This window comes from Streptomyces sp. BE20 (assembly GCF_036322525.1).
Taxonomy (GTDB): domain Bacteria; phylum Actinomycetota; class Actinomycetes; order Streptomycetales; family Streptomycetaceae; genus Kitasatospora.
Genome location: NZ_JAQYWW010000928.1, coordinates 58,625 through 82,572, shown reverse-complemented (window position 1 = coordinate 82,572; position 23,948 = coordinate 58,625). Strand labels below are relative to the sequence as shown.

At 74.4% G+C, this 23,948-nt stretch carries 16 protein-coding genes and 1 riboswitch; of the genes, 8 read left to right on the top strand and 8 right to left on the bottom strand.

The window, feature by feature from the left end:
- Window positions 1-224: 224 nt before the first annotated feature.
- Together PUR61_RS21940 and PUR61_RS21935 are read right to left on the bottom strand one after the other, a co-directional pair.
- Window positions 225-3,389, bottom strand: a complete 3,165-nt coding sequence (locus PUR61_RS21940; protein WP_329880971.1) for a helix-turn-helix transcriptional regulator — start codon at window positions 3,387-3,389, stop codon at window positions 225-227.
- Window positions 3,390-3,648: 259 nt separating this feature from the next.
- A riboswitch (SAM riboswitch) is annotated at window positions 3,649-3,771 on the bottom strand.
- Window positions 3,772-4,242: 471 nt separating this feature from the next.
- The gene (locus tag PUR61_RS21935) at window positions 4,243-5,625 is read right to left on the bottom strand and encodes a helix-turn-helix transcriptional regulator (RefSeq protein WP_329880970.1); all 1,383 of its coding nucleotides are present in this window, start codon (window positions 5,623-5,625) and stop codon (window positions 4,243-4,245) included.
- A 400-nt stretch (window positions 5,626-6,025) separates the two neighbouring features.
- Between PUR61_RS21935 and PUR61_RS21930 the strand changes: the two genes are divergently transcribed.
- Together PUR61_RS21930 and PUR61_RS21925 are read left to right on the top strand one after the other, a co-directional pair.
- Window positions 6,026-9,217, top strand: coding sequence for a M28 family peptidase (locus PUR61_RS21930; protein ID WP_329880969.1), 3,192 nt, complete (start codon window positions 6,026-6,028; stop codon window positions 9,215-9,217).
- A gap of 268 nt (window positions 9,218-9,485) precedes the next feature.
- Window positions 9,486-10,844, top strand: a complete 1,359-nt coding sequence (locus PUR61_RS21925) for a cytochrome P450 (RefSeq protein WP_329880967.1) — start codon at window positions 9,486-9,488, stop codon at window positions 10,842-10,844.
- A gap of 22 nt (window positions 10,845-10,866) precedes the next feature.
- Here PUR61_RS21925 and PUR61_RS21920 read toward each other — a convergent pair whose 3' ends face one another.
- The 4 genes from PUR61_RS21920 to PUR61_RS21905 all read right to left on the bottom strand — a co-directional run bounded on the left by PUR61_RS21920 (window position 10,867) and on the right by PUR61_RS21905 (window position 15,610).
- On the bottom strand, window positions 10,867-11,208 hold the full coding sequence (locus PUR61_RS21920; RefSeq protein WP_329880965.1) for a PRC-barrel domain containing protein: 342 nt from the start codon (window positions 11,206-11,208) through the stop codon (window positions 10,867-10,869).
- 58 nt (window positions 11,209-11,266) lie between these two features.
- Window positions 11,267-11,527 carry a GlsB/YeaQ/YmgE family stress response membrane protein gene (locus PUR61_RS21915; RefSeq protein ID WP_329880964.1) on the bottom strand — a complete coding sequence of 87 codons (261 nt, stop codon included), beginning with the start codon at window positions 11,525-11,527 and terminating at the stop codon, window positions 11,267-11,269.
- A gap of 165 nt (window positions 11,528-11,692) precedes the next feature.
- On the bottom strand, window positions 11,693-13,936 hold the full coding sequence (locus PUR61_RS21910) for a discoidin domain-containing protein (RefSeq protein ID WP_329880963.1): 2,244 nt from the start codon (window positions 13,934-13,936) through the stop codon (window positions 11,693-11,695).
- A 417-nt stretch (window positions 13,937-14,353) separates the two neighbouring features.
- Window positions 14,354-15,610: an ROK family transcriptional regulator gene (locus PUR61_RS21905; protein WP_329880962.1), complete on the bottom strand. Its 1,257-nt coding sequence runs from the start codon at window positions 15,608-15,610 to the stop codon at window positions 14,354-14,356.
- Between the two features lie 194 nt (window positions 15,611-15,804).
- Between PUR61_RS21905 and PUR61_RS21900 the strand changes: the two genes are divergently transcribed.
- The 6 genes from PUR61_RS21900 (at window position 15,805) to PUR61_RS21875 (ending at window position 22,071) form a co-directional block, all read left to right on the top strand.
- Window positions 15,805-17,118 (top strand): ABC transporter substrate-binding protein, encoded by a 1,314-nt coding sequence (locus PUR61_RS21900; protein ID WP_329880961.1) that lies wholly within the window; start codon window positions 15,805-15,807, stop codon window positions 17,116-17,118.
- A gap of 1 nt (window position 17,119) precedes the next feature.
- Window positions 17,120-18,139 (top strand): carbohydrate ABC transporter permease, encoded by a 1,020-nt coding sequence (locus tag PUR61_RS21895; protein ID WP_329880960.1) that lies wholly within the window; start codon window positions 17,120-17,122, stop codon window positions 18,137-18,139.
- A complete protein-coding gene (locus PUR61_RS21890; protein ID WP_329880958.1) occupies window positions 18,136-18,978 on the top strand; it encodes a carbohydrate ABC transporter permease in 843 nt (280 codons plus the stop codon). Before PUR61_RS21895 ends, PUR61_RS21890 begins: the two co-directional genes overlap by 4 nt.
- A gap of 38 nt (window positions 18,979-19,016) precedes the next feature.
- Complete coding sequence (locus PUR61_RS21885; protein ID WP_329880957.1) at window positions 19,017-20,366, top strand: GH1 family beta-glucosidase; 1,350 nt, start codon at window positions 19,017-19,019, stop codon at window positions 20,364-20,366.
- A gap of 214 nt (window positions 20,367-20,580) precedes the next feature.
- Window positions 20,581-21,237 (top strand): LysE family transporter, encoded by a 657-nt coding sequence (locus tag PUR61_RS21880; protein WP_329880955.1) that lies wholly within the window; start codon window positions 20,581-20,583, stop codon window positions 21,235-21,237.
- A 258-nt stretch (window positions 21,238-21,495) separates the two neighbouring features.
- A complete protein-coding gene (locus PUR61_RS21875) occupies window positions 21,496-22,071 on the top strand; it encodes a hypothetical protein (protein ID WP_329880953.1) in 576 nt (191 codons plus the stop codon).
- A gap of 325 nt (window positions 22,072-22,396) precedes the next feature.
- On the opposite strand, the gene PUR61_RS21870 is transcribed toward PUR61_RS21875, so the two are convergent.
- Window positions 22,397-23,221, bottom strand: a complete 825-nt coding sequence (locus PUR61_RS21870; RefSeq protein WP_329880951.1) for a lipase family protein — start codon at window positions 23,219-23,221, stop codon at window positions 22,397-22,399.
- Between the two features lie 119 nt (window positions 23,222-23,340).
- On the bottom strand, window positions 23,341-23,913 hold the full coding sequence (locus tag PUR61_RS21865) for a 3'-5' exonuclease (RefSeq protein WP_329880949.1): 573 nt from the start codon (window positions 23,911-23,913) through the stop codon (window positions 23,341-23,343).
- Between the last annotated feature and the right edge of the window lie 35 nt (window positions 23,914-23,948).

Sequence of the window (23,948 nt, the reverse complement as noted above, 5' to 3'; positions counted from 1 at the left end):
CCCCTAGCCAACCCCTGTAGAACCCCTATGACGTGGTCCCCTCAGCCTGCCGACCTGCCCGTCCGTCCCTCCGGCCACCCCCTGCGGCCCTCCCCCGGCCGGGCCGTCCGCCCGGCCGGATCCCGCGCCGAACGCGGCCGGGCCGCGTACCGGACGGGATCGTGTCCGGTACGCGGCCCGGCCGCGGGGCGGCCCACCGCCGGCGGTCGCCGGGAGCGCGGGCCTCAGCCGGCGACGAGGTCGGCCGGGCGGTTGCGCGCTCCGAGTGCGCGCACGGGTCCCTCCTCGGGGCCGCCGGCGCCCGTACCCGGACCGACCAGCTTGGCGAGGTCGACCCGGCGACGGACCCCGAGCTTGCGGTAGACCCGGGTGAGGTGCTGCTCGACGGTGGAGACGGTGATGTAGAGCTTGCGGGCGATGTCCCGGTTGGAGAGCCCGCGGGCCGCCAGTTCGGCGACCCGCCGCTCGGCCTCGGAGAGCCCGCCGGCGGCCGGTTCGCCCACCGGGTCCGCGGCCGGGCGCTCGGCGGGCACGACGGCCAGCGGCGGGTTGCGCCGGAGCCGGCGGTCGGTCTGCCGGGCGCGGCCGGGGTCCCCGTCGTTCCGGTGGGCCTCGCTCAGCTCGGAGAGGGTGGCGGAGAGGTCGGCCTCGGCGCCGGCCTCCTCCAGCAGGGCGACGGAGCGCTCCAGCAGCTCGGTCCGCTCGGACCGCTCCCCCGCCGCCGCGCGGATCCGCAGGGCCAGACCGCGGACCCGCGGGTGTCCGGCCGGGCCGAGTCGCGCGAGCTGCTGGTCGGCCAGGGCCGCCGCGGTGGGGCGGTGGCCGAGAGCGAGGTACGCCCGGGCCGCGCCGAGCCGCCAGGGCGCGATCGCGGGCAGGTGGTCCAGGCCCCACCGGGCCATCGCGTCACCGCAGGCGCGGTAGTCGGCGAGCGCCTCCTCGGCCCGCCCGAGGGCCAGCCGGTGGCCGGCGAGCGCGAACCGGTGGTGCAGCCCCGCGGGGGTGCGGGCCATCCCCTCGGGGGTGGGCAGCTCCAGGAAGTGGGCGGCGTCCTGGTGCAGGCCCGCCGCCGTACGGGCGGCGGCCATGGTGGCCAGGGGGAGCCCGGCCGCCACCCCCCAGGCCTCCGGCCGGACGTGGGCGAAGGCCGCCCGGCCGGCCTCGTCGGCGGCCCGCAGGTCGCCCTGGCGCAGCGCCGCCTCGGCCCGCAACGCGGCCAGCAGGGCGTGCCAGTTGGCGCCGCAGCGGGCCCCGGCCCGCTCGGCGAGCGGACCGCACCAGTGCGCGGCCCGGTCGGCCCGGTCGGCGTAGAGCAGGACGGTCAGCGCGGCGGTCAGCGACTCGGTGCGGACACCGCCGAGCCGCCCGGCGCGCAGGATCAGTTCGGCCTGGACGACCGCCGTCTCCGGTGCGACCGTGCCGGCCAGCAGGGCGGCGAGCAGGCGCATGCCGTCGCCCCGGTGGTCGGCCGTCGTCGGCCGGCCCGGCTGCGGGCGGGCCGGGTTGGGCAGCAGACCCGGGTACCAGTACGCGAGCCAGTGGCGCAGGGCCTCGGCGGGGGCGGCGTTGCCGGGCTCGGCCTCGAACCGGGCGAGGGCGGCGACCCCCTGCTCGGTGCGCCCGTGCCAGAAGTGGTGGCGGACGACCTTCAGCTCGTGCCGCCGCGCGGCGGCCGCGTCGGTCACCGTGCCGGGCAGGGTGGGCACGCACTCGACGGCCGCCGTCCCGAAGGAACCGAGCACGCCGACGACGGGGCCGTGGCCCGCCTCGGGCCCGAACCCTCCGGTGCTGTGGAGCCCGTCGGCCCGGCCCGCCACCCCACGGATCGGCCCGCCCGTCGGCCCACCGGACGGGTGGCCGTGCGGGTCGCGGTGCAGGTCAGCACGCAGGTCACCGCGCAGGTGACCGGACAGGCTGCCGGACAGGTCGCCGGAGAGCCAGCCGGACAGACCGCCCTCCGTCCCCCCGACGGGGCCGGCGTCGTCCGCGGTCCACGCCCCGCCGAAGCCGGCGGCGCTCCCGTGGGTGCTCGCGGCCGCGCTTCCGACGGCGCTCAGCGTCGCACCGAAGCCCCCGGTGCTCCCGGCACCACCGACTCCACCGACCAGGCCGGCACCGCCGGTCCCGTCCAGGCCCGGCGGCCAGCCGTAGGTGCCCGCGCCGGTGCCCGCGCCGCCCCCCGTGCCCGCGCCCGGTCCGGGCACCTCGCCGGAGGCACTGCCGGCAGCCGACAGCGAACTGCGCAGGTGCCCCTCCGCCACCCGTGTGTGCCCGTGCACGGTCGCGTCGGCCGCTCCGGCCGCGCGCAGCAGCCGGCCGGCCCGCTGGTGCAGGGCCGCCAGCTCGACCGGCCGCATCGCGGCCAGCAGGTCCCCGGCGGCGGTCGGATGGCGGAACCCGCCGTCCCGGAAGAGACCGGCCGCGTGCAGCAGGTAGAGCGCCCTGGGCAGCGAGTCCGGGGCCAGCAGGAGGAGTTCGGCGAGCAGGTCCGGGGTCGCGGACGCGCCGAGCACGGCGACGCCCCGAGCGTAGTGCAGCGCCAGCGGGTCGATCCGGTGCAGGCAGTGCATCAGCCCGCGCCGGTAGCCCTCGCCGACGACCAGCTCGTCCGGGACGCCGGCGGTCTCCTGGTCGCCGATCAGGCTGTGCACGAGCAGCGGGTTGCCGCCCGTCAGGGCGTGCGCCTCGACGGCCAGTCGGGCGGACGCCGCGCCGAGCCGGGCCCGGAGGAGTTCGGCGACCAGGTCGGCGGAGAGCAGGTCGAGGCGGATGTGCTGGTGGTGCGGCTGGCGGGCGAGTTCGACCTCGAAGAAGGGGTTGGACGGGGTCATGGTCTCGCGCGAGCTGAGCACCGTGAGCACACCCGCGCTGCGGGTACGGCGGACCAGGTAGAGCAGGAACTCCAGCGACTGCGGGTCGGCGTCCTGCCGGTCGTCGACGGCGATCAGGACGGGGGCGCGCTCGGCCAGCCGGCGGACCAACCGGAACAGGCCCTCCAGGGTGCGCTGGGTGAGCTGCCCCTGCGGGCCGTCCGGCAGGACCGGGCGGGCCCCCTCGGCGGCGCCCTGGGCGAGCAGCGACTCCGCCGCGGCGGCCTCCTCCGGTTCGAGGTCGGCGCCCTGGAGCAGTTGCCGGGCCAGCCCCAGCGGGAACTCCCGCTCCAGCGGCGAGCCGGTGCCGACGAGGACGTGCGCGCCGCGCTCGGCCGCGGTGTCGGTGAAGGCGTAGAGCAGGTCGCTGCGGCCGCTGCCGACCGACCCGTGCAGGACGATCACGCTTCCGGCTCCGGCCGCGCAGCGGTCGAACGCGTCGCGCAGTCTCCGGTACTCGGGCTCCCGGCCGACCGGGAGGGATCTCGACGGGTCTCGGGGCACGGGGAAGGTGGGCATCCGTTCTCCTGGAGCAATGCGCACGGGAGGTCGGGCCGCTGGGCGCTCCTCCTCGCACGGGGTCGTGGGCGAGGGAATCGGACGGACCGACCGAGGCGGGCAGCACTGCCCGGCCGGCCGACCGGCGTCAGCGACAGAGGGAGCTGGCGCGCCGGAGCAGGTCGACGTCGAGCCTGGCCACCAGCCTGAGGCCCGCGGCGTTGCGTCCGCCCGCCCGCTGTTCCACGACCTTCTCCGTCCCCCGAGCCCAACCGGGCCATGACTGCGCTTGTGACGACGCGTCATCGGAACGCCACGTCACCCGGCTTATCCCCGGGGCACCCCACCGCAGTGTGGGGGTTGCCAGTCAGCCGGCCGGGGCCCGTGGCTGACATTCTTCGCCGGTCCGAGTCTAGGAAGGCGCCGCCGATCCCGTCAATTGCGGGAACCGCCCTCGGCGTCCATGAATCCGCCGGTCCGGACGTCGGCCGCACCGCCGCGAAACGGGGCGCAATCCGGCCGCAACACCGCTGCCACAGTGGGTCGGTGGGCGGACGGCGAGGTCCGGACCGGCGGGTTCCGCTCTGACGGTCCGTCGGTTGCCCGGGGGCCGTTCCGGGGCCCGGCCGACCGTGCGCGAAGGGCACCGGCGGCCTCACCCGGCGGGCCCGGGGGCCCGGGTGAGGCCCCTGTCGCCGGCCGGCGAGGCGGCCCGGTCCCCGCTCGGGTACGACCGGACACACGATCGGCACGATCACCCGGCCCCGCAAGGATCCCGCCACGGCCCCGCCGGTCCCGCTCCGGCGCGCGCCCTCGCCCGCCGTCCCACCCGCCGTCCCACCCGCACCGTCCCGTGCCGGCGTGCCCTCGACCCCTACCCCGCCAGCCCGTGCGCCGTCAGCCGCTCGCGCAGCCCGGCCAGTTCGTGCCGCACCAGCGCCGGCAGCCCCGCCCCGCCGGCGTCCGCCGCGAACACCGGGCCCAGCAGCTCCGCCGCCGCCCGAGGGTCGCGCGCCACCAACAGGCAGTCCGCCACCCGGACGGTGAACAGCAACCGGGCGGAGGGCAGTTGGTCGGGCGCGAGGAGGGCGAGCGCCGTCTCGGCGGCGTCCACGGCCCGGCGCGCCAGCCGGAGGTCCCCGGCGGCGGCGGCCGCGTCGCGCAGTGCCGCGGCGGCGCCCGCCTCCACCCGCAGCCGCATCGAGGCGATGGAGAGCCAGGCCGCGTCCGTCTCGTCGTGGGCCCCGATGTGGTCGAGGTGGAGCCGCGCGCGGGCGAGGTGCCGGACGGTGGCGCGGACGTCGCCCGCCAGCGCGTAGGCGCGGGCCTGGCCGATCTGGCTCATCGCCCCCGCCCAGTGCCGGCCCGGCGCCGCCCGGGCCATCTCGCGGGCGTACCCGAGCGCGGCGGCGGGGTCGCCGTCGAGGCGGGCGAGGGCACTCATGTCGCTGAGCGCGGCGACCTGGGTGGCGGGGTCCCCGGCGAGTTCGGACCAGCTGAGGGCGCGGTCGAAGCAGGCCATCGCGGTGGCGTTGCGGCCGTCCTGCATGCGCAGGGCGCCGGCCGCGTGGGCGTACTCGGCGGCGAGCCGGGCGAGCGGGCGCCGGGTCAGGCCCGCCGGGTGGGCGGCGAGGCGCCGGAGGATGACCCGGAGGGTCTCCTCGACGGCGGCGGTGCCGGGGCCGGTGGGGGCCTCGCCGGCGCGGAGGTGGGCGGCGAGCAGGCCGGTGAGGGCGTGGGCGGTGTCGGGGTCGAGGGGCGGGGCGGTCTCGGGGTCGGCGGCGCGGAAGGCGGCGTGCAGGGCGGCGAGGTCGGTGGCCTCGGGGACGGCGCAGCCGTCGGCGTCGTGCAGCGGACAGAGCAGTCCGTAGTCGGGGAGGCGCTCGGGCGGCCGGGCGGTGAGCGAGGGCGGGAGGGCCGGGCCGACGAGGGAGACGGGCGGGCCGGGGAGCGGGGGACGGGCCCAGTCGGCCGGCAGCCCGGCGCCGTCCTCCGGTTCGCCGTCCTCGGCCCGTCGGCAGGCGGTGCGCAGTTCGCCGCCGGCGGCGAGGAGGTCGTCGAGGCGGTCGGCGAGGCGCGGGCTGGTGCGGCGGGTGCCGTGTTCGAGCTTGCTGACGGCGGTGTGGTCGTAGCCGATCTCGGCGCCCAGCTGGGCCTGGGTGAGGCCCGCGCGGCGGCGCCACTGCCGCAGGCGGAGGCCGAAGGCACGCCAGAGTTCGTCCTCGGCGAGGGTCGCCGCGCCGCGGTTCCGGTGCAACGGGGCTGCCCTCCCGAGTGCGCTCCCGGGCCTTCCGGTGGGGAGGTCCGCTGAGGAGGACGGTACTGGACGGAGGACCCCTCCGTACATGACGTGGTCTCAACCACTTTTCCCCTCTGGTCTCAACCTCTCCACCAGCTGGTCTCAACCTCTGCACGTGCCCTGGCCTCCCACGCTGCCCTTCCGGACCCCAACACCGTTACCGGGTGGGCGGCTTGACAGAACTTGCCAACAGCTCGAAGTGCTCGCCGAACCCGTTGACCGTGGCATGACGGCGTGTGAGGGTTCCGGCACCCGAGCGCGGACGCCCGCAACGGCCGTCCCCCATGCGGCCCGCGGTGAGTGCCTTTCCGGCACACCCGTCCGCGGTCGAGCACCCCCACGTTCGAGGAGCCTCGTAATGAAACGCAGATTACTGACGGCGGGCACCACCCTGGCCGTCCTGGCAGGCATGCTCACCGCCACCGCGGTCGGGCAGGCCGCTGCCGACCCGGGCCCGTCGGCCATCGCGCCGCCGAGCGCGCTGACCGCAGCCGTGAACGCCGCCGACCAGGCGGCCGCGGCAGGTCTGGACGCCCTGGCCAAGGGCCCGGGCGAGACGTACGAGCGTCAGTCCGTCACCCCCTGGCTCGCCGGCCTCTACTCCGTCGCCTACGAGCGCAGCTACAAGGGCCTGCCGGTGGTCGGCGGCGACGCCGTCGTCATAGCCGACGGCGAGGGCAAGGTGCGCGGGTCGCAGTCCGCCTCCTCCGGCCCGATCGGCGTGCCGACCACTCCCCTGATCAGCGCCGACAAGGCGGAGAAGACCTCCCGCACCAAGCTGGTCACCGTCAACGGCGTGGAGACGCGCCGCCTGGTGGTCCGCGTCCAGGACGGCGCCGGGCGACTCGCCTGGGAGACCGTGCTCACCGGCCGCACCGAGTCGGCGCCGAGCCGTCTGCACGTCTTCGTCGACGCCCGCAGCGGCGAGGTCATCGACAGCTACGACGACGTCCGGGCCGGCACGATCAACAGCAAGTGGAACGGCCCGCCGCCGGTCACCATCACGACCACCGGCTCCGGCAGCTCGTACTCGCTGCGCGACCCGAGCCGGCCGGGCCTGAGCTGTGCCGACAACGCCACCGGCCAGGTGTTCTCCAAGTCCTCCGACTCCTGGGGCAACGGCAGCCCCACCAGCAAGGAGACCGGCTGCGGCGACGTGATGTTCGCGGCGCAGAAGGAATGGGACATGCTCCGGGACTGGCTGGGGCGCAACGGCCACAACGGGAACGGCGGCAGCTGGCCGGTCAAGGTCGGCCTGAACGACGTCAACGCCTACTGGGACGGCTCCTCGGTCTCGATCGGCCACAACAACGCCAACGAGTGGATCTCCTCGATCGACGTCGTCGGCCACGAGTTCGGCCACGGCATCGACCAGTTCACCCCGGGCGGCGCCAACAACGAGAACGGCCTGGGCGAGGGCACCGGCGACATCTTCGGCGCACTGACCGAGGCGTACGTCAACCAGCCCGCCCCGTACGACAACCCGGACTACACCGTCGGCGAGATGATCAACCTGGTCGGTCGCGGTCCGATCCGCAACATGGCCAACCCCTCGCTGGTCAACGGCGACCCGAACTGCTACTCCTCCTCGATCCCGAGCACCGAGGTCCACGCGGCCGCCGGCCCGCTGAACCACTGGTTCTACCTGCTCGCCGAGGGCTCCAACCCGGGTGGCGGCAAGCCCACCAGCCCGACCTGCAACAGCTCCACGATCACCGGCATCGGCATCAAGGACGCGGGCCGGATCTTCTACGGCGGCATGCTGCTCAAGACCAGCGGCATGACCTACAAGAAGTACCGGACCACCACCCTGACCGCCGCCAAGAACCTCGACTCCACCTGCAACCTGTTCAACCGCACCAAGGCGGCCTGGGACGCGGTCAGCCTCCCGGCGCAGCCCGCCGACCCGACCTGCAACGTGACCGGCCCCGAGTTCTCCCTCGCGGTGAGCCCGACCGCCGGCTCCGTCCAGCCCGGCGCGTCCACCTCGGCGACGGTCAACACCGCGGTGGTCTCGGGCAGCGCCCAGACCGTCGCCCTGACCGCCTCCGGCGCGCCGAGCGGTGCCACCGCGACGGTCAGCCCGTCCTCGGTGCAGAGCGGCTCGTCCGCCACGCTGAACATCACGACCTCCAACACCACGGCCCCCGGCACCTACGTGATCACGGTCACGGGCACCGCGGCGACCACCCACACCGCGCAGTACACGCTGACGGTCGGGAACGGCAACCCCAACCCCAGCGCGCCTGACATCAGCGTCGCCAACGTCCAGGCGCACCTGAGCCAGTTCAACACCATCGCCTCGCAGAACGGCGGCAACCGCCGCACCGGCACCGCCGGGTACAGCCAGTCGCTGGCCTACGTGAAGGCCAAGCTCCAGGCGGCCGGCTACACCGTCAGCGAGCAGACCTGCTCCACCTGCACCTACACCGCCAACAACCTGATCGCCGACTGGCCGGGCGGCCCGGCCGACCAGGTCACCATGTTCGGCGCGCACCTGGACGGCGTCGCCGCCGGCCCGGGCATCAACGACAACGGCTCCGGCTCCGCCGTGCTGCTGGAGACCGCGCTGGTCCTGGCACAGCAGAACCCGACCATGAACCGGCACGTCCGGTTCGCCTGGTGGACGGGTGAGGAGCAGGGCCTCCAGGGCTCGAAGCACTACGTCAACCAGCTGAGCTCCACCCAGCGCAGTGCGATCAAGGGCTACTACAACTTCGACATGGTCGGCTCGCCCAACGCCGGCTACTTCATCAACAACGTCAACTCCGCCACCTCGGCACCGATGAAGGCGTACTGGGACTCGCTGAACCTCCAGCCGGAGGAGAACGTCGAGGGCCAGGGCCGGTCGGACGACGCCTCGTTCCAGTCGGCGGGCATCCCGACCTCCGGCTACGCGGCCGGCGCCAGCGCCACCAAGACCTCGGCCCAGGCGGCCAAGTGGGGCGGCACCGCGAACCGCGCGTACGACTCCTGCTACCACTCGGCGTGCGACACCACCAGCAACATCAACGCCACCGTGCTGGACCGCAGCGCCGACGGCGTCGCGTACACCCTGTGGAAGACCTCGGTCGGCACCGGCCCCATCCCGACCAACGACTTCTCCATCGGGGTGAACCCGGGCTCCGGCACGGTCAAGCCGGGTGAGTCGACCAACGCGTCGGTCTCCACCCAGACCACCTCCGGCTCGGCCCAGACGGTGAACCTCACCGTCGCCGGCGCCCCGACCGGTGTGACGACCTCGGTCAGCCCCTCCTCGGTGCAGTCCGGCGGCTCGGCCACACTGAACATCTCGGTCGGCTCCGCCGTCCCGGCCGGGACCTACAACCTGACCGTGACGGGTACCGGCTCGGTCAGCCACTCCACCTCCTACTCGCTGGTGGTCGGCACCGACCCGGGGCCGGGCAACGGCACCTGGGCGGCCGGTACCACCTACCAGGCGGGTGACACCGTGACCTTCAACGGTCTCAGCTACCGGTGCCTCCAGGGCCACACGGCCCAGGTGGGCTGGGAGCCTCCGATCGTCCCGGCCCTCTGGCAGCGGATCTGAGCGGACCGGATCCGTTTCCGGGACGGGACATAGGCGGTGCCGCGGTTCGTCGAGGGGGACGAACCGCGGCACCGCCGCTTTGTGCGCCCCGGCTCCGCGCCGACCCTCCCGGCGCCCCGTCACCGCTCCGGGGGCCTCCCGCTCCGCGAAGCACTCCGGGGACCTCCCCGCCGGGGTGACGCCCGGTGACCGGAGCGTCACCGCACACCGGCGGGCTGACGTAGAGTCGGCGCGGACCCCACGCCGGTCCCCGACCGAGGAGGCACCCGTGACCACCACCGCGCACCCCGGCCCCGACCGCCCCGCAGGCTCCGACGACGCACCCACCGGGGGCAGCGGGGGTACCGCTCCCGCGCCCGTTCCCGAGCTCCCCGCCGAGGCCGTCGAGGAGTGGCGCACCGAGGAGGCGGAGCTGGTCGACCTGCTGTCCCGTGCCCACCGGCACCTCGGCGGCGTCGCCGCGTTCCGGATCGGCCCCCGGCCCACCGTGCTGGTCACCGACCCGGAGGCCGTCCAGCACGTGCTCGGCCGCCACCCCGAGCGCTACGTCAAGCGCTCCCACCGCGCCCGGGTCCTCACCGGCGAGGGCATCCTCTCCGCCACCGGTGACGCCTGGCGGAACCAACGCCGAGCGCTCCAGGCCCAGTTCACCGGGACCGGGATGCGCCGCCACGAGCAGCGGATCGCCGCCGCCGCCCACCGGGCCGCCGACCGCTGGGCGGCGTACGCCCGCACCGGCGAGACCCTCGACGTCGGCGACGAGATGCGGCACTTCGCCCTCGACACCATCTGGCGGGCCCTCACCGGCCACCCGCTCGACCCGGCCACCGCCCACGAACTCGACCGCATCGCCGCCGTGGTGGCCGCCCTCCCCCAGCTGCCCTCCGACGGCGACCGGGCCCACGAGGCCGTCGCCGCCGACCTCGCCCGGATCGACGCGGTCGCGCACGCCGCCATCGACACGGCCCGCCACCGGGAGGACGGTCCCGACGGACCCGGCGTGCTGCGCGTCCTGCTCGACGCCGCCGAGCACGACCCCGCGTACACCGACCGGCTGATCCGCGACGAACTTGTCACGCTGCTGGTCGCCGGCCACGAGACCACCGCCACCACGCTCACCTGGCTCTACCTGCTCCTCGACCGGAACCCCGAGGCGCGCGCGTGGGCCCTCGCCGCCGGTCCCGAGGGCTCCCCCGAACGGCGCGAGGCCGTCCAGGCACTGGTCTCCGAGACGCTCCGGCTCTACCCGTCGGCCTGGATCCTCCCCCGGCACGCCCTCACCGACGACGCCCTGGCCGGCCACCGCGTCGAGGCCGGCACCGACCTGCTGGTCTGCCCGTACCTCACGCACCGCGACCCGGCGCTCTGGCCCGACCCCGGCCACTTCGACCCGACCCGGTTCACCACCGGCGGCGCCCGCCCCGCACACCTGGCCGCCTACTTCCCGTTCGGCCTCGGCGCCCGCGCCTGCCTGGGCACCCAGTTCGCCCTGCGGGAGTCCACCGCGGTGCTCGAACTCCTGCTCCCCGCGCACCGGGTGGAGTTCCTGAGCACCCCCGCCGGGGCCACCTACAGCATCACCGTCCGCCCCGACGGCCCGACCCCGGCAGTCCTCACGGGGCCGTGACCGCCGGGGTGCCGGACGGCTCCTAGGCGAGCGGGCCGTAGTAGCCGCCGAGGAGTTGGAAGTAGGCCGGGTCCAGGGCGTTCAGGAACGGCGGCGCCGACCTGATGTCGGTCTTCGTCCGGCCGATGTGGACGATCCGTTCGGCCGGGTCGATCTTCGTCACGGTGCCGGCGGGCAGCAGAACCTGGTGGCCGAAGAGCCACCCGGTGTCGACCACCAGGTAGGCGGCGTCGACCTCGACGGTGTGCCGGTCCACCTTGCCCACGTAGCCGTCGAGGGCGTGGACCGCGAAGCCGGTGAGGTCGAGGGCGGCTTCGTGCCCGGATCCGCCGAGGTAGCGCCACAGACCGTTGCTGTCGCTCATCTGAACTCCTTCTCCTTCCAACGGTGTTCGGGTCCCTGCGCGGCCGCTCGCGCAGGGGTCAGCGGCGCCGGCCGACCTGGGCCGCGGTGGTGAAGGAGATGAGCGCCGCGGCGACGCCGACCTGGAGCAGGTGGCGGATCCAGTCGACGCCGCCGGTGTGCCGCACGCCCAGCGCGCCGGCGAGGGCGTTGCCGACGAGGGCGCCGACCAGTCCCAGCAGGATCGTGAGCCAGAGCGGCACGGGCTGCCGGCCCGGCAGGACGAGCTTGGCGAGCAGGCCGACGACCAGCCCGACGACGAGTGCCCAGATCAGGGTCATGAGTAGGCCTCCTGTTCGGCTCCGTACGCCCCGGCCGTCCGGCGGGGGCGTCCACCGTCTGCCCCCGTCCGGCGGTTCCACTCCTCCCGGATCGGCGCGCGGCGCGGACGCGCCGGTGACCCGGCCGGTGGTGCGGCCGGGCCACGACGTCAGGGGGTCGTCGGGTCAGGGAAAGGACACCACCGTCGACGGGACGGTGGAGGTGCCCGAGGTGGCGCCGCCGGTGCCGTTGATCACGTGCTCGAACTGGCCGTTGCCGCCGAGCGAGACCACCGACAGCCCGTGGAACCGCACGCCCGGCCGGACCGGTGCCTCGAATCCGTGGTCCATCCGGATCGTCGGGTCCACGGTGAAGTAGCAGTAGCTGCCGAGGCCCCACCCCTCGTGGACGGCGACGTCGTCGCCCACCTTGTACGCGGCGAAGCCCTTGGTGGCGCCGTTCTGCACGGCCGCCTGGTTCGGGGCGTCGTAGGCGATCTCGTTCTGGTAGAAGATCGTCCGGCCGCGCTCGCCGGTCCACTCGACGTCGTACTTCTTGAAGTGCTCGACGAAGAGGCCGGTGGCGAGCACGTCGTCGCCGCGGACCAGCAGGCCGTAGTCGGAGGGGTTGACGGTCCAGCCCACGCCCGCGCCGTGGTCGGCGCGCCAGATCCAGGTGTGGTCGACGACGACGTCGTCGCTGTTGACGACGATCCCGGTGGTCGCCGATCCGGGACCCGCCCCGCCGACCCGGACGAAGACGTCCTGGAGGGTGGTCGGGTCCGCCGCGTGGTCGGCGGCGGCGTTGTCGGGGCCGATCTGCACCAGCGTCGCCGAGTTGACGGGTCCGGCGTCGACCAGCAGGCCGGCCAGCCGGACGCCGTCCACGTCGGCGACCCGGATCGCGGTCACCCCGTGGTCGGGCACCACGGTGGCCAGGCCGAGGCCGAGCACCACCGTGCCGGGCCTGGTCACCTCGATCGGCCGGTCGACGTGGTAGACGCCGGGGGTGAAGAGCAGGTCCAGGCCCTGCGCGAGCGCGGTGTTGATGGTGGCGGCGGTGGCCCCGGGCTTGACCAGGTAGAACTGCGTGAGCGGTCGCGAGGTGCCCTGCGGGACGCCGTCCCAGGAGACACCGCGGGCATCGGTGCGCCTGGCCGGGACGAAGACCCGGTACTCGTTGCCGTCCAGGTAGAGGAAGGGCTTCTCGCGCGAGACCGGGGTGGTGTCGAGCGTGGTGTAGGGCGGGTTGGGGAAGCCCTGCGCGGGCGCGCCCTGGACGCCGGAGAACACCTGGTTCCACACCCCGTTGGAGAAGCCGCCGATCGCGCTGTCCCGGGTGTACCACTGCTGTTGCGAGTAGTTGCCGATACCGCCGTCGATCCGGCTGTCGGCGATGTAGCCGCCGCTGGCCCATCCGTAGCCGTTCGGGGCGAGGTTGAGACCGCCGCGGACGTGCATCCGGCGGAACGGCGCGGCCTGGGCGACGGCCCAGCGGTCGGTGCCGTTGACCGGGTTGAGCGCCAGGTTCTCGGCGGAGCGCCAGAAGTTCTGGGTCGCGTTGCCGTTGAACCAGCCGGCGTCCACGGTGACGTCGCCGTTGATCGTGGTGTCGTCGGGCTTCAGGCCGAGGCCGGACACCGAGGTGTAGAAGCCCAGTTGGACGTTGAGGTCGCGGTAGCTGCCCGGCTTGAAGAGCAGCGCGTACCGCTCGGGCCCGAACTGGTTGGCCTCCTGCCGACGGAAGATCTCGTCGGCCTTGGCCTGGATGCCCGGTGTGGCGGGGTCGAAGACCAGCACGTTGGGTCCGAGGTCGCCGCCGCCCTGCACCGGCGGCACGCCCGGCCCGTCGGTGGCCGCGATCCGGAACTCCCAGAGCGAGTAGCCGTAACCGGTGCCCCGGGCGAGCCCGTTGATCCGGACGAAGCGCCCGCTCCCGGAGACCGTGAGGGTCTCGGTGCCGCCGGTGCCGTGCTCGGTGGAGTGCAGCGTCCGCCAGGTGGTGCCGTCGTCCGAGGTCTCGATCCGGTAGGAGCGCCCGTACGCCGCCTCCCAGGCGAGTTCGACGCGGCACAGCTGCCGGACGGAGCCGAGGTCGACCTGGAGCCACTGCGGGTCCGCGAACGCCGAGGACCAGCGGGTGCCGGGGTCGCCGTCCACCGCGTTGGCCGCGGACAGGCCGCCGTTCTCGACGGAGGAGGCGGTGGCGGGCCGCCCCTTCGCCGCGTCGGCGGCGCCGCAGTCGGCGGCCCGGTCGGCTGCGGCCTGCGCGGACGCCGGCCGGGCGGACCCGGCGTGGGCCGGCTCGGCGAGCGCGGCCGGCCCGGGCAGGGCGAGGGCGCCGGCCGCGAGCAGGGCCAGGCCGATCCGGGCGGCCGGGGCCGGGGCGGGACGTGGACGTGGACGTGGACGTGCTGAGGTGAGCCTCATGGGCTGCTCCTCCGGGTGGGGGTCGGTGGGTGAGGGGGCGCACGCCCGTGCCCGGCCCGGCACAGTTGGGCACCGGGCGGTGGGGGAGCGGTGGGGCGGCTCGGCGGGTCCGCGTGCCGGCCGGCTCGGGTGGGGCGGCCGGGCAGCGCGGACCGCCGCAACGGGCGGTCACCGGGGTACGTACCGGCCACGTGTCGGGCCACACGTCGGGGTGCGGACCGCCGCACGTGCGGCGGTCCGTGGCGGGGCACGCGTCGTGGCACGTACCGGGGTGTCACCGATCCGTTGTCCGGGCCCGGGGAGCACCTCCTGACCGGGAGTCTCCGGGCTCCCGATCCGGAGTGTCAACCCTTCGCGCCGACTTTACTCACGCCGTGAACTAGCTTGTACCGCAACGAATTCCACTGAACTCCGAGGTCAGGCCCGCACCTCCGACGGCGTCCGGGCCGGGCTCCCGGCCCGGCCCGGGAACTCGCCCCCGGACTCCAGGAAGTCGGAGAGCGGCAGGGTCGCCGCGCCGACCGTGACCGCCTCCGGGCCGAGCGTCCCGAGCACGATCGAGGTCTGTTCGCGGGGGAAGCGCAGCGCGTACTCGGTGGCCGCCGCGCGGATCGCGGGCAACAGCCGGGGGCCGAGCAGCAGGCCCGCCCAGCCGCCGATCACGATCCGCTCGGGGTTGAACAGGTTCACCAGGTCCGCGATGGCCGCGCCCAGGTACTCCGCCGCCTCGGCGAGCAGCGCACCGGCCGCCGGCTCGTCCGCCTCGGCCGCCGCCAGCAGGGCCGCGAGCCCGGCCTTCTCCCCGGCGCCGGGCGGCGCCGCGCCCCACCGCTCGACCAGCGCCTCGGCCCCGACGTACGCCTCCAGGCAGCCGCGTGCGCCGCAACGGCACCGGCGTCCGCCGACGTGGACCTTGGTGTGGCCCCATTCGCCCGCGCTGCTGGTGGCTCCCCGGAAGCGGGCGCCGTCGGCGATCACGCAGGCCCCGACGCCCGAGCCGAACAGGGCGATCACCGCGTGCCGGAGGCCGCGCCCGGCCCCGAACCACATCTCGGCCTGGCCGAGCGTCTTGGCGCCGTTGTCGACGAAGAGCGGCAGGTCGGTGCCGGCCCGCAGCAGCCGCCCGAGCGGGACGGCGTCCCAGCCCACGGTCTGCCCGTGCACGACGATCCCGAGGCCGTCCGAGGCCGGCTCCCCCTGCTCGACGATGCCGGGGACGCCGATGCCCACACCGAGCACGCCGGCCGGGTCGGTGCCGGTGCGTTCCAGGACCTCGGCCAGGCCGGCGAGGATCAGCTCGACCACGTGGTCGACGTCGTGGCCGCGGCCGGCGAGCGGCCGGTCGCTGGCGGCCAGCTCGGTCCGGGCCAGGTCGAACAGGGCGACCCGGACCTGGGTCTCCCCGACGTCCACGCCGACCAGGTGGGCGCGGCCGGCGGCCACCCGGAGCAGGATCCGGGGGCGCCCGCCGTCCGACTCGACCGAGCCGCACTCCTCGATCAGCCCGTCGGCGAGCAGCTCGCCGGTGACGTTGCTGATCGAACCGGCGCTGAGCCCGGTGATCACCCCCAGCTCCTGGCGGCTGAGCGGCCCGTCGAAGTACAGCCGCCGCAGCAGCGTCGACCGGCTGCCTCTGCGCAGGTCACGCACCGTCTTCTTGCCTCGTGCGGTCATGGGGTCTCCCTCCTGATCCGAATCTATCGCTGTCCGAACCCTTGACGGAAGCTTTTCTCACACGTTAAATCACGGCCTGAAGTAAGCCGTGGAGCACGGAACTTCACCACCCGAGACAAGACCCCCCGCACTGCGCCGCGCAGCGGCACCCGCCGTCGACCCGTACCGCCCACACCCGAGAGGGGCAATCCGCCATGCCCATCAGCCGCGCCGCCGCGACGGCCGCCCTGGCCGCCACCCTGGTCCTCACCGCCACCGCCTGCGGCGGAGGGTCCGCGTCCGGCGGCGGGGGCGACGGCAGCCCCGGCACGCTCACCTACTGGGCCTCCAACCAGGGCACCAGCCTGGAGAACGACCGCCAGGTCCTGGAGCCGGAGCTGAGAAGGTTCGAGCAGCAGACCGGCATCAAGGTGAAGCTGGAGGTCATCCCCTGGTCCGACCTGCTCAACCGGATCCTCGCCGCGGCCACCTCCGGCCAGGGCCCCGACGTCCTCAACATCGGCAACACCTGGTCCGCCTCGCTCCAGGCCACCGGCGCCCTGCGCCCGTTCGACGGGGCCGCCTTCGACCGGATCGGCGGCAAGGACCGCTTCCTGCCCGCCGCCCTCGGCTCGGCCGGCGCGGCCGGGAAGGACCCGGCCGCCGTACCGCTCTACTCGATGGCCTATGGCCTCTACTACAACAAGAAGCTGTTCGCCGAGGCCGGCATCGAGCGGCCCCCGGCCACCTGGGACGAACTGGTCGCCGACGGGCGGAAGCTCACCGCCGGAGGCCGCTACGGCCTCGCCCTCGAAGGCGGCAACGTCTCCGAGAACGTCCACCACGCCTTCACCCTCGCCAAGCAGCACGGCACCGACTTCTTCTCCCCCACCGGCGAACCCGCCTTCGACAGCGCGGGCGCCGTCGCCGCCGTCAAGCAGTACGTCGACCTGCTCGGCACCGAGAAGATCGTCGCGCCCGGCAACGCCGAGTACGCCAACAACCAGTCCGTCACCGACTTCGCCACCGGCAAGGCCGCCATGCTGATGTGGCAGGCCGCCGGCGCCAACCTCGCCTCGCACGGCATGAACCCCGAGGACTACGGCGTCGCCCCCGTCCCCGCGCCGGCCGGCGCCACCGGCGACCGCGCGACCACCTCGATGGTCGCCGGGATCAACCTCGCCGTCTTCAAGAACACCCGGAACACCGACGGGGCCCTCTCGTTCGTGAGGTTCATGACCGGCGCCGAGGAGCAGACCCGGCTCAACAAGGCCTACGGCTCGATCCCCCCGGTCAAGGACGCCCAGGCCGACCCCGCCTTCGCCACCCCCGAACTCAAGGCCCTCACCGCCGTCCTCTCCGGCAGCGCGCTGCCGCTCCCGCAGGTCGCCGACGAGAGCCAGTTCGAGACCCTGGTGGGCACCGCCGTCAAGAACCTGCTCGCCGCGGCCGCCGCCGGCAGGCCCGCCACCGACGGCTCCGTGAAGGCCGAACTCACCAAGGCCCAGCAGCAGATGCCGGCCAAGTGACGTGACCCGGACCCCCGCCGCCCGCACCCCTGCCGCCCCTGTCCCGGCCGCCCACGCACCGGCCGCAGCCGGCCCGGGTGCACCCGCCCCGCGCACCCCCACCCGGCTCGGCCGCCTCCGCCCGCCCCGCACCGCACTCCCCTATCTGCTGCTGCTCCCCGCCCTCGTCCTCGAACTCGTCGTCCACCTGCTCCCGATGGTCGTCGGCGCCACCATGAGCCTCAAGCGGCTCACCCAGTTCTTCATCCGCGACTGGTCCGCCGCCCCCTGGGCCGGGCTCGCCAACTACCGTACGGCGGTGGACTTCCACGCGCCCGTCGGCCGTGCCCTGCTGCACTCGTTCTGGGTCACCTGCGCGTTCACCGTCCTCACCGTCGGCCTCTCCTGGCTGATCGGCACGGCGGCGGCCGTCCTGACCCAGGACTCCTTCCGCGGCCGGGGCCTGCTGCGCGCCGTGTTCCTGCTCCCGTACGCACTGCCGGTCTACGCCGCCGTCATCACCTGGTCGTTCATGTTCCAGCGGGACACCGGCCTGATCAACCACGTCCTCCACGACCAGCTCCACCTCGTCGACGACAAGCCGTTCTGGCTGATCGGCGACAACAGCTTCACCGCGCTGGTCACCGTGTCGGTCTGGCGCAGTTGGCCGTTCGCCTTCCTCACTCTCACCGCAGGGCTGCAGAACATCCCCCGCGAGCTCTACGAGGCCGCCGCGCTGGACGGCGCCGGGATCTGGCAGCAGATCCGCCGGATCACCCTGCCCTCGCTGCGCCCGGTCAACCTGGTGCTGGTACTGGTCCTGTTCCTCTGGACCTTCAACGATTTCAACACGCCGTACGTGCTCTTCGGCCGCTCGGCCCCGGAGGCCGCCGACCTCGTGTCCGTCCACATCTACCAGTCGTCCTTCGTCACCTGGAACTTCGGCGCGGGCTCGGCGATGTCCGTCCTGCTGCTGCTGTTCCTGCTGCTGGTGACCTCCGGCTACCTCCTGCTCACCTCGCGCCGGAAGGACGCAGCATGATCAACCCGCCCGCCTCCTTCCGCCGGACCCGGTGGATCGTCCTCGGCGCGCTCGCCGTCTTCGCCCTCGTCCCCGTCCTGGTGATGCTGAGCAGCTCGCTCAAGCCGCTCCGGGACGTCCAGGGGCCGTTCCGCTGGATCCCCAGCACCGTCACCTTCCGCCCCTACCTCGACATCTGGCGGACCGTCCCGCTCGGCCGGTACCTGGTCAACTCGCTGATCGTGGCCGGCGGGGCGACGGTCTGCTCGGTCCTGGTCGCGATCCTCGCGGCGTACGCGGTCAGCCGCTACCGCTTCCGGGGACGGCGGATGTTCACCGTGACCGTGCTCTCCACCCAGATGTTCCCCGGCATCCTGTTCCTGCTGCCGCTCTTCCTGATCTTCGTCAACGTCGGCAACGCGACCGGCATCCCGCTGTACGGCAGCCGCGGCGGCCTGATCCTCACCTACCTGACCTTCTCGCTGCCGTTCTCGATCTGGATGCTGGTCGGCTACTTCGACTCGATCCCCCGCGACCTCGACGAGGCGGCGCTGGTCGACGGCTGCGGACCGCTCCAGGCCCTGGTCCGGATCATCGTCCCGGCCGCGGTGCCGGGCATCGTCGCCGTCGCGGTGTACGCCTTCATGACGGCCTGGGGCGAGGTGCTCTTCGCCTCCGTGCTCACCGACGACGCGACCCGCACCCTCGCCGTCGGCCTCCAGGGCTACGCCACCCTCAACGACGTCTACTGGAACCAGGTGATGGCGGCCTCGCTGGTGGTGAGCGTGCCCGTGGTGGCCGGCTTCCTGCTGCTCCAGCGCTACCTGGTCGCCGGCCTCACCGCCGGAGCCGTCAAGTGACACCCTCCCCCGTCCCGCAGACCCCCGAAGGGCACCCCGTGACCGACCTCAGTGCGCTGAGTTCCCTCCCCGACGACTTCCTCTGGGGCGCGGCCACCGCCGCCTACCAGATCGAGGGCGCCACGGACGCCGACGGCCGCGCCCCCTCCATCTGGGACACCTACGCCCACACCCCCGGCAGGGTCGCGGGCGGCGACACCGGCGACACCGCGTGCGACCACTACCGGCGGTGGCCCGAGGACGTCGCCGTGATGCGGCGACTCGGCCTCGACGCCTACCGGTTCTCGATCGCCTGGCCCCGCGTGGTGCCGCAGGCCGACGACCGCGTCAACCCGGCCGGCCTCGACTTCTACGACCGCCTGGTCGACGCCCTGCTCGCCGCCGGCATCAGGCCCTTCCCGACCCTCTACCACTGGGACCTCCCGCAGGCCCAGCAGGACCGCGGCGGCTGGCCCGTCCGCGAGACGGCCGAACGCTTCGCCGAGTACACCGCCGTCGTCGCCGCCCGCCTCGGCGACCGGGTCACCGACTGGGCGACCCTCAACGAGCCGCTCTGCTCCGCCTGGATCGGCCACCTCGACGGCGCCATGGCCCCCGGACTGACCGACCTCACGGCCGCCGTCCGCGCCTCCTACCACCTGCACCTCGGCCACGGACTGGCCGTCCAGGTGCTGCGCGAGACCGTCCGCGACGCCAGGATCGGCATCGTCAACAACCTGAGCCCGATCGAGCCCGCCACCGGCTCCGAGGCCGACCACGCCGCCGCCGTCCGCGCCGACGGCCACGTCAACCGCTGGTGGCTGGACCCCGTCCTCGGCCGCGGCTACCCCAAGGACATGCGCGAGGTCTACGGCGTCGACCTCCCCGAGCGCGACGGCGACGCGGAACTGGTCGCCGCCCCGCTCGACTGGCTCGGCCTCAACTACTACTTCCGCCAGATCGTCGCCGACGACCCCACCGGCCCCGCCCCGTACGTCCGCCAGCTCCCCGGCCCCAACCCCGAACGGACCGCCATGCCCTGGGAGGTGCACGCCCCCGGCCTGGAACAGCTGCTGCTCCGCCTCACCCACGAGTACGGCGCGGAGCGGATCTACGTCACCGAGAACGGCGCCGCCTACCCCGACGTCGTCGCCCCCGACGGCAGCGTCCACGACCCCGAGCGCACCGCCTACCTCGAACGGCACCTCGCCGCCTGTGCCCGCGCCACCGCCCAGGGCGCCCCGCTGGCCGGGTACTTCGCCTGGTCGCTGCTGGACAACTTCGAGTGGGCGTACGGCTACGACAAGCGCTTCGGGCTCGTCCACGTCGACTACCCGAGCCAGCGCCGCACCGTCAAGAGCAGCGGTCTGCGCTACGCCGACCTGATCACCGCCCACCGACGGCGCTGACGCCGGCCGGGTGCGTTACGGGCGTGCGGGCGTGCGGGCCCGCACGCCGCGGCACCGGCCTGCGGCGGACCCGTTTGCGACGGCCGAAAACCGGTGGTCCGGGCGGACGGCCGGGGCTACGCTCCGGGGGCACCCGGACGCCCCGCGCCGGGTCGCCCCTCCGCGCCAGGTTCCGCTCCGCGCCGGACCGCCCCTCAGAACTCGGACCGTCTCGATGACCGACGCCCTGCTCTCCGGACTCCTCGCCGGCTACGGCATCGCCATGCCCGTCGGCGCGATCTCCGTCATGATCGTCACCCTCGCCTCGCGCGTCTCGCTCGGCCGGGGCATGGCCGCCGCCCTGGGCGTGGCCACCGCCGACGGCCTCTACGCACTGGCGGCGATGCTCGGCGGGGCGGCCGTCGCCCGGCTCGTCACCCCGGCCGCCGGGTACCTGGAGCTCCTCGCCGCCGGGGTGCTCGCCGTACTCGCCGTGCGCGGTCTGCGCGGCGCGCTCCGCGCGTACCGGCACGAGCGGGGCGGCGGGCCCGAGGACCCGGCGGCCGGCCCCCCGTCCGCCTCGTCGAGTCCACCGGGCTCACCGTGGCGCACCTACACGGCCCTGGTCGGCCTGACCCTGCTCAATCCGCTGACCGTGGTCTACTTCGGCGCTCTGGTCGTCGGCGGGCGGACCGGCCCCGGCTCCCTCGGACCCGGCCTGGTGTTCGTCCTCGCCGCGTTCGCCGCCTCCGCGAGCTGGCAGGCACTGCTCGCGTCCGGCGGCGTCCTCCTGCGCCGCGTCCTCACCGGCTCACGCGGCCGGCTCGTCACCGGCCTGGCCGGCAACGCCGTCGTCCTCGGCCTCGCCGTCCGGCTCGTCTGGTCCCGCTAGGCCGGCTCTCTCGGATCCTGTCGGAACGGCACACGGGGTCGGGCGCCCGGCCGGGCCTGCCGGCGGACCGTCCTCGTACGGGGCCGTACCCCGGCGGCGGACGGATCGGCCGGGGCGAAGCTGCCGGTGGTTCTGCCTCTCCCCTCCGGTCCGGCTGCCATAGCCTGGCGCCCGGCGCACGGACGTATCAGATGCTCCGTCAGATGTGCGCTGGCGCACGCCTGTCAGCCCTCGCCCGGAAGGACCCGAAGCCCTCCCATGACCAGCACCCTCCTACGAGCCGCCGCCCTGGCGGCCGCCGCCGCGATAGGGTTCGGCACCCTCGCCACGGGCGCCGCCCAGGCCGCGCCGACGGCCCCGGCCGCCCCACCCGCCGTGGCCGCCCCACCCGCCGTGGCCGCCGCGCTCTCGCCGCCCACCCGCATCCCGATGAACAGCGTGCTCAACCGCAACCAGGGCTGGTACTCGCCGAACGGCCGCATCATGCTGGCCATGCAGGGCGACGGCAACGTGGTCCTCTACCGCGACACCACCCCGATCTGGGTGGCCCGCGGCGCCATGCCCAACGGCACCATCCTCGCCATGCAGGGCGACGGCAACCTCGTGGTCTACGCGGCCGACAACACCCCGCTCTGGTGGAGCGGGACCGGTGGCAACCCCGGGGCCGAGCTGACTGTCTACAACGAGGGCGCCATCGCGGTCGAGCGCAACGGCAGGGTCCTCTGGACCTCCGCGCCGCCCGCCCCCGACCCCTTCCCCTGTCCGCCGTGGGGCCCGCCCTACCCCGGCCAGTACATCCCGCCGTGGTGCCCGGTCTGGCCCTTCCCCAGCTAGGCCCCGCCGCGACCGGCCTGCGACCGGCCGGAGCCGCCGTCCCGCCGGTCGTCCGGACCGGCGGGACGGCGAGGCGCTACGCCCCGGCGGCCTCTCCCTCCGCCACAGCCCCCGGGCGGTGACCACCGTCACCGCCTGCGTGCTCGCCGCGCTCGCGCTCTCCGGCGCCGTCCTCCAGGCCCGGCAGTCCCGACATCCTCGGCCTCACCCAGGGGGCCGCGACCGGCGCACTGCCGGCCGTCGCGGTCGGCCCGGCCGGCTCCGACCGCCCGGACGGCCGCCTCCCGCCACGCCGGGGGCGGTCCACGCCTCGGCGGGGCTCCCGTCAGACCTGGGCGAGGTTCTTCTCGAACGCGGCCAGGTAGTTGGGCAGGTGGTGGTCCTTGATCCCGTCCGTCTCGGGGGCGAACAGGTCGGCGCGCACGCCCTTGGCGCGGTCCTTCAGCCCGGCGACGAGCGGCATGCGCTCGTGGAGCCTCCCGTCGGCGTCGAAGTGGCGCAGCGCCTCGACGTGCGTGAAGACCGGCTCCGGCGGGAGCTGAGGGACGATGTCGTTGTTGTTGACGAAGCGGTAACAGCGGTTCCTGAAGGCCGTGTTGTGGGCGCCTGCGAGCAGCCGCTCGCAGGTGCGGGGCTGGCCGAAGGTGTAGACGCCGTCGGGCAGCAGCTGCGGCGCCTCGAAGTACCAGCGGGCGCCGGCCAGCATGGCGAGCGCGCCACCGAGGCTGTGGCCGGTGAACCAGACCGTCTGATTGTCCGTGCGCAGGTCGCGGACGGTGTCGCGGATCTGCGGGTAGACGGACTGCAGGGCCTGGTGGAAGCCGTAGTGCACGAAGCCCTTGTTCGCCGGGCCGGGGACGGGCGGGGTGCTGACGTCGCTGAGCCAGTCACGGATCTTCAGCACCTCGGTGCCCCGGAATCCGGCGACGATCATGCGGTCGCCGGCCATGACGTAGGCCTGGGTGTCCTCGATCGGGAACGGCATCCGGTGCGTCGACTCGAAGTGCCGTACCTCGTCGAAGCCCCAGGACCGGGCCGTCTCCTCGATGCCGGCCCGGTCCAGCGAGGCCAGTCCGGCGGCCTGCGCCATCCAGTAGGCGTGCGGGAGGGAGTAGCCGGTCGTCGAGTGGTCCAGGGCGGGGATGGCCATCGGTGTCCTCCGGGGAGCGGGCCTCAGCGGGTCTCAGCGGGTCGCCCAGCAACCTAGCGCCGCACACGGACGAACACGAACCGTCCGGCTCCGGAACCACCCGTACGGCCGCGCCCTCGTCAACCGGCCGTCCCTCCGGGCCAGGCGCCCCGGGCGGCCAGGCCGAGGACCAGCGCGGCGATGTTCCAGGCGTCGTCCTCGCCGCTGTGGTGGCGTCCTTCGAGCGGCAGCCCGGCGATCCCCAGGGCCTGGGCCATCCCGGGGCGCTTGCGCAGCCCGTGTGCCTCGGTGAACACCGCCTTGGCGTTGGTGTGCCGGTGCCCGAAGGGGTACGCCGTGCCGGTGGCCTTGCACTGCCGGGTGAACTGGTTCCGGTCGTAGTCGCCCCAGCTCGCCCACGGCAGGGCCCCGGCCCGGTGGTCGGCGGCGAGCAGCCGGCAGGCCGAGGCGAAGTCGAGGCCGGTGTCGACCTCGGCCTGGGTCAGCCCGGTGAGTTCCGTGCAGAACTCGCTGACGGCGGACCGTGCGGGCTTCACCAGGATGCGGTGCCGCCCGACCCGTTCCCCCGTCCCGAGGTCGACGACGGTCAGCCCGATCTCGATGATCTCGTTCACTGCCCCGGGCGGCGGCTGTCCCTCCCAGCACGTCGCTTCGACGTCCACGACGTTCAGCAGTCCCCCGACACTCTTCATGCCCCGAGGGTAGGGAGACGACGGCCACCCGTCAC

Coding starts and splice junctions, on each gene's coding strand:
- PUR61_RS21890 (WP_329880958.1), top strand. CDS start 18,136: ATGATCAACCCGCCCGCCTCCTTCCGCCGGACCCGGTGGATCGTCCTC.
- PUR61_RS21900 (WP_329880961.1), top strand. CDS start 15,805: ATGCCCATCAGCCGCGCCGCCGCGACGGCCGCCCTGGCCGCCACCCTG.
- PUR61_RS21910 (WP_329880963.1), bottom strand. CDS start 13,936: ATGAGGCTCACCTCAGCACGTCCACGTCCACGTCCACGTCCCGCCCCG.
- PUR61_RS21880 (WP_329880955.1), top strand. CDS start 20,581: ATGACCGACGCCCTGCTCTCCGGACTCCTCGCCGGCTACGGCATCGCC.
- PUR61_RS21930 (WP_329880969.1), top strand. CDS start 6,026: ATGAAACGCAGATTACTGACGGCGGGCACCACCCTGGCCGTCCTGGCA.
- PUR61_RS21870 (WP_329880951.1), bottom strand. CDS start 23,221: ATGGCCATCCCCGCCCTGGACCACTCGACGACCGGCTACTCCCTCCCG.
- PUR61_RS21905 (WP_329880962.1), bottom strand. CDS start 15,610: ATGACCGCACGAGGCAAGAAGACGGTGCGTGACCTGCGCAGAGGCAGC.
- PUR61_RS21920 (WP_329880965.1), bottom strand. CDS start 11,208: ATGAGCGACAGCAACGGTCTGTGGCGCTACCTCGGCGGATCCGGGCAC.
- PUR61_RS21940 (WP_329880971.1), bottom strand. CDS start 3,389: ATGCCCACCTTCCCCGTGCCCCGAGACCCGTCGAGATCCCTCCCGGTC.
- PUR61_RS21875 (WP_329880953.1), top strand. CDS start 21,496: ATGACCAGCACCCTCCTACGAGCCGCCGCCCTGGCGGCCGCCGCCGCG.
- PUR61_RS21915 (WP_329880964.1), bottom strand. CDS start 11,527: ATGACCCTGATCTGGGCACTCGTCGTCGGGCTGGTCGTCGGCCTGCTC.
- PUR61_RS21865 (WP_329880949.1), bottom strand. CDS start 23,913: ATGAAGAGTGTCGGGGGACTGCTGAACGTCGTGGACGTCGAAGCGACG.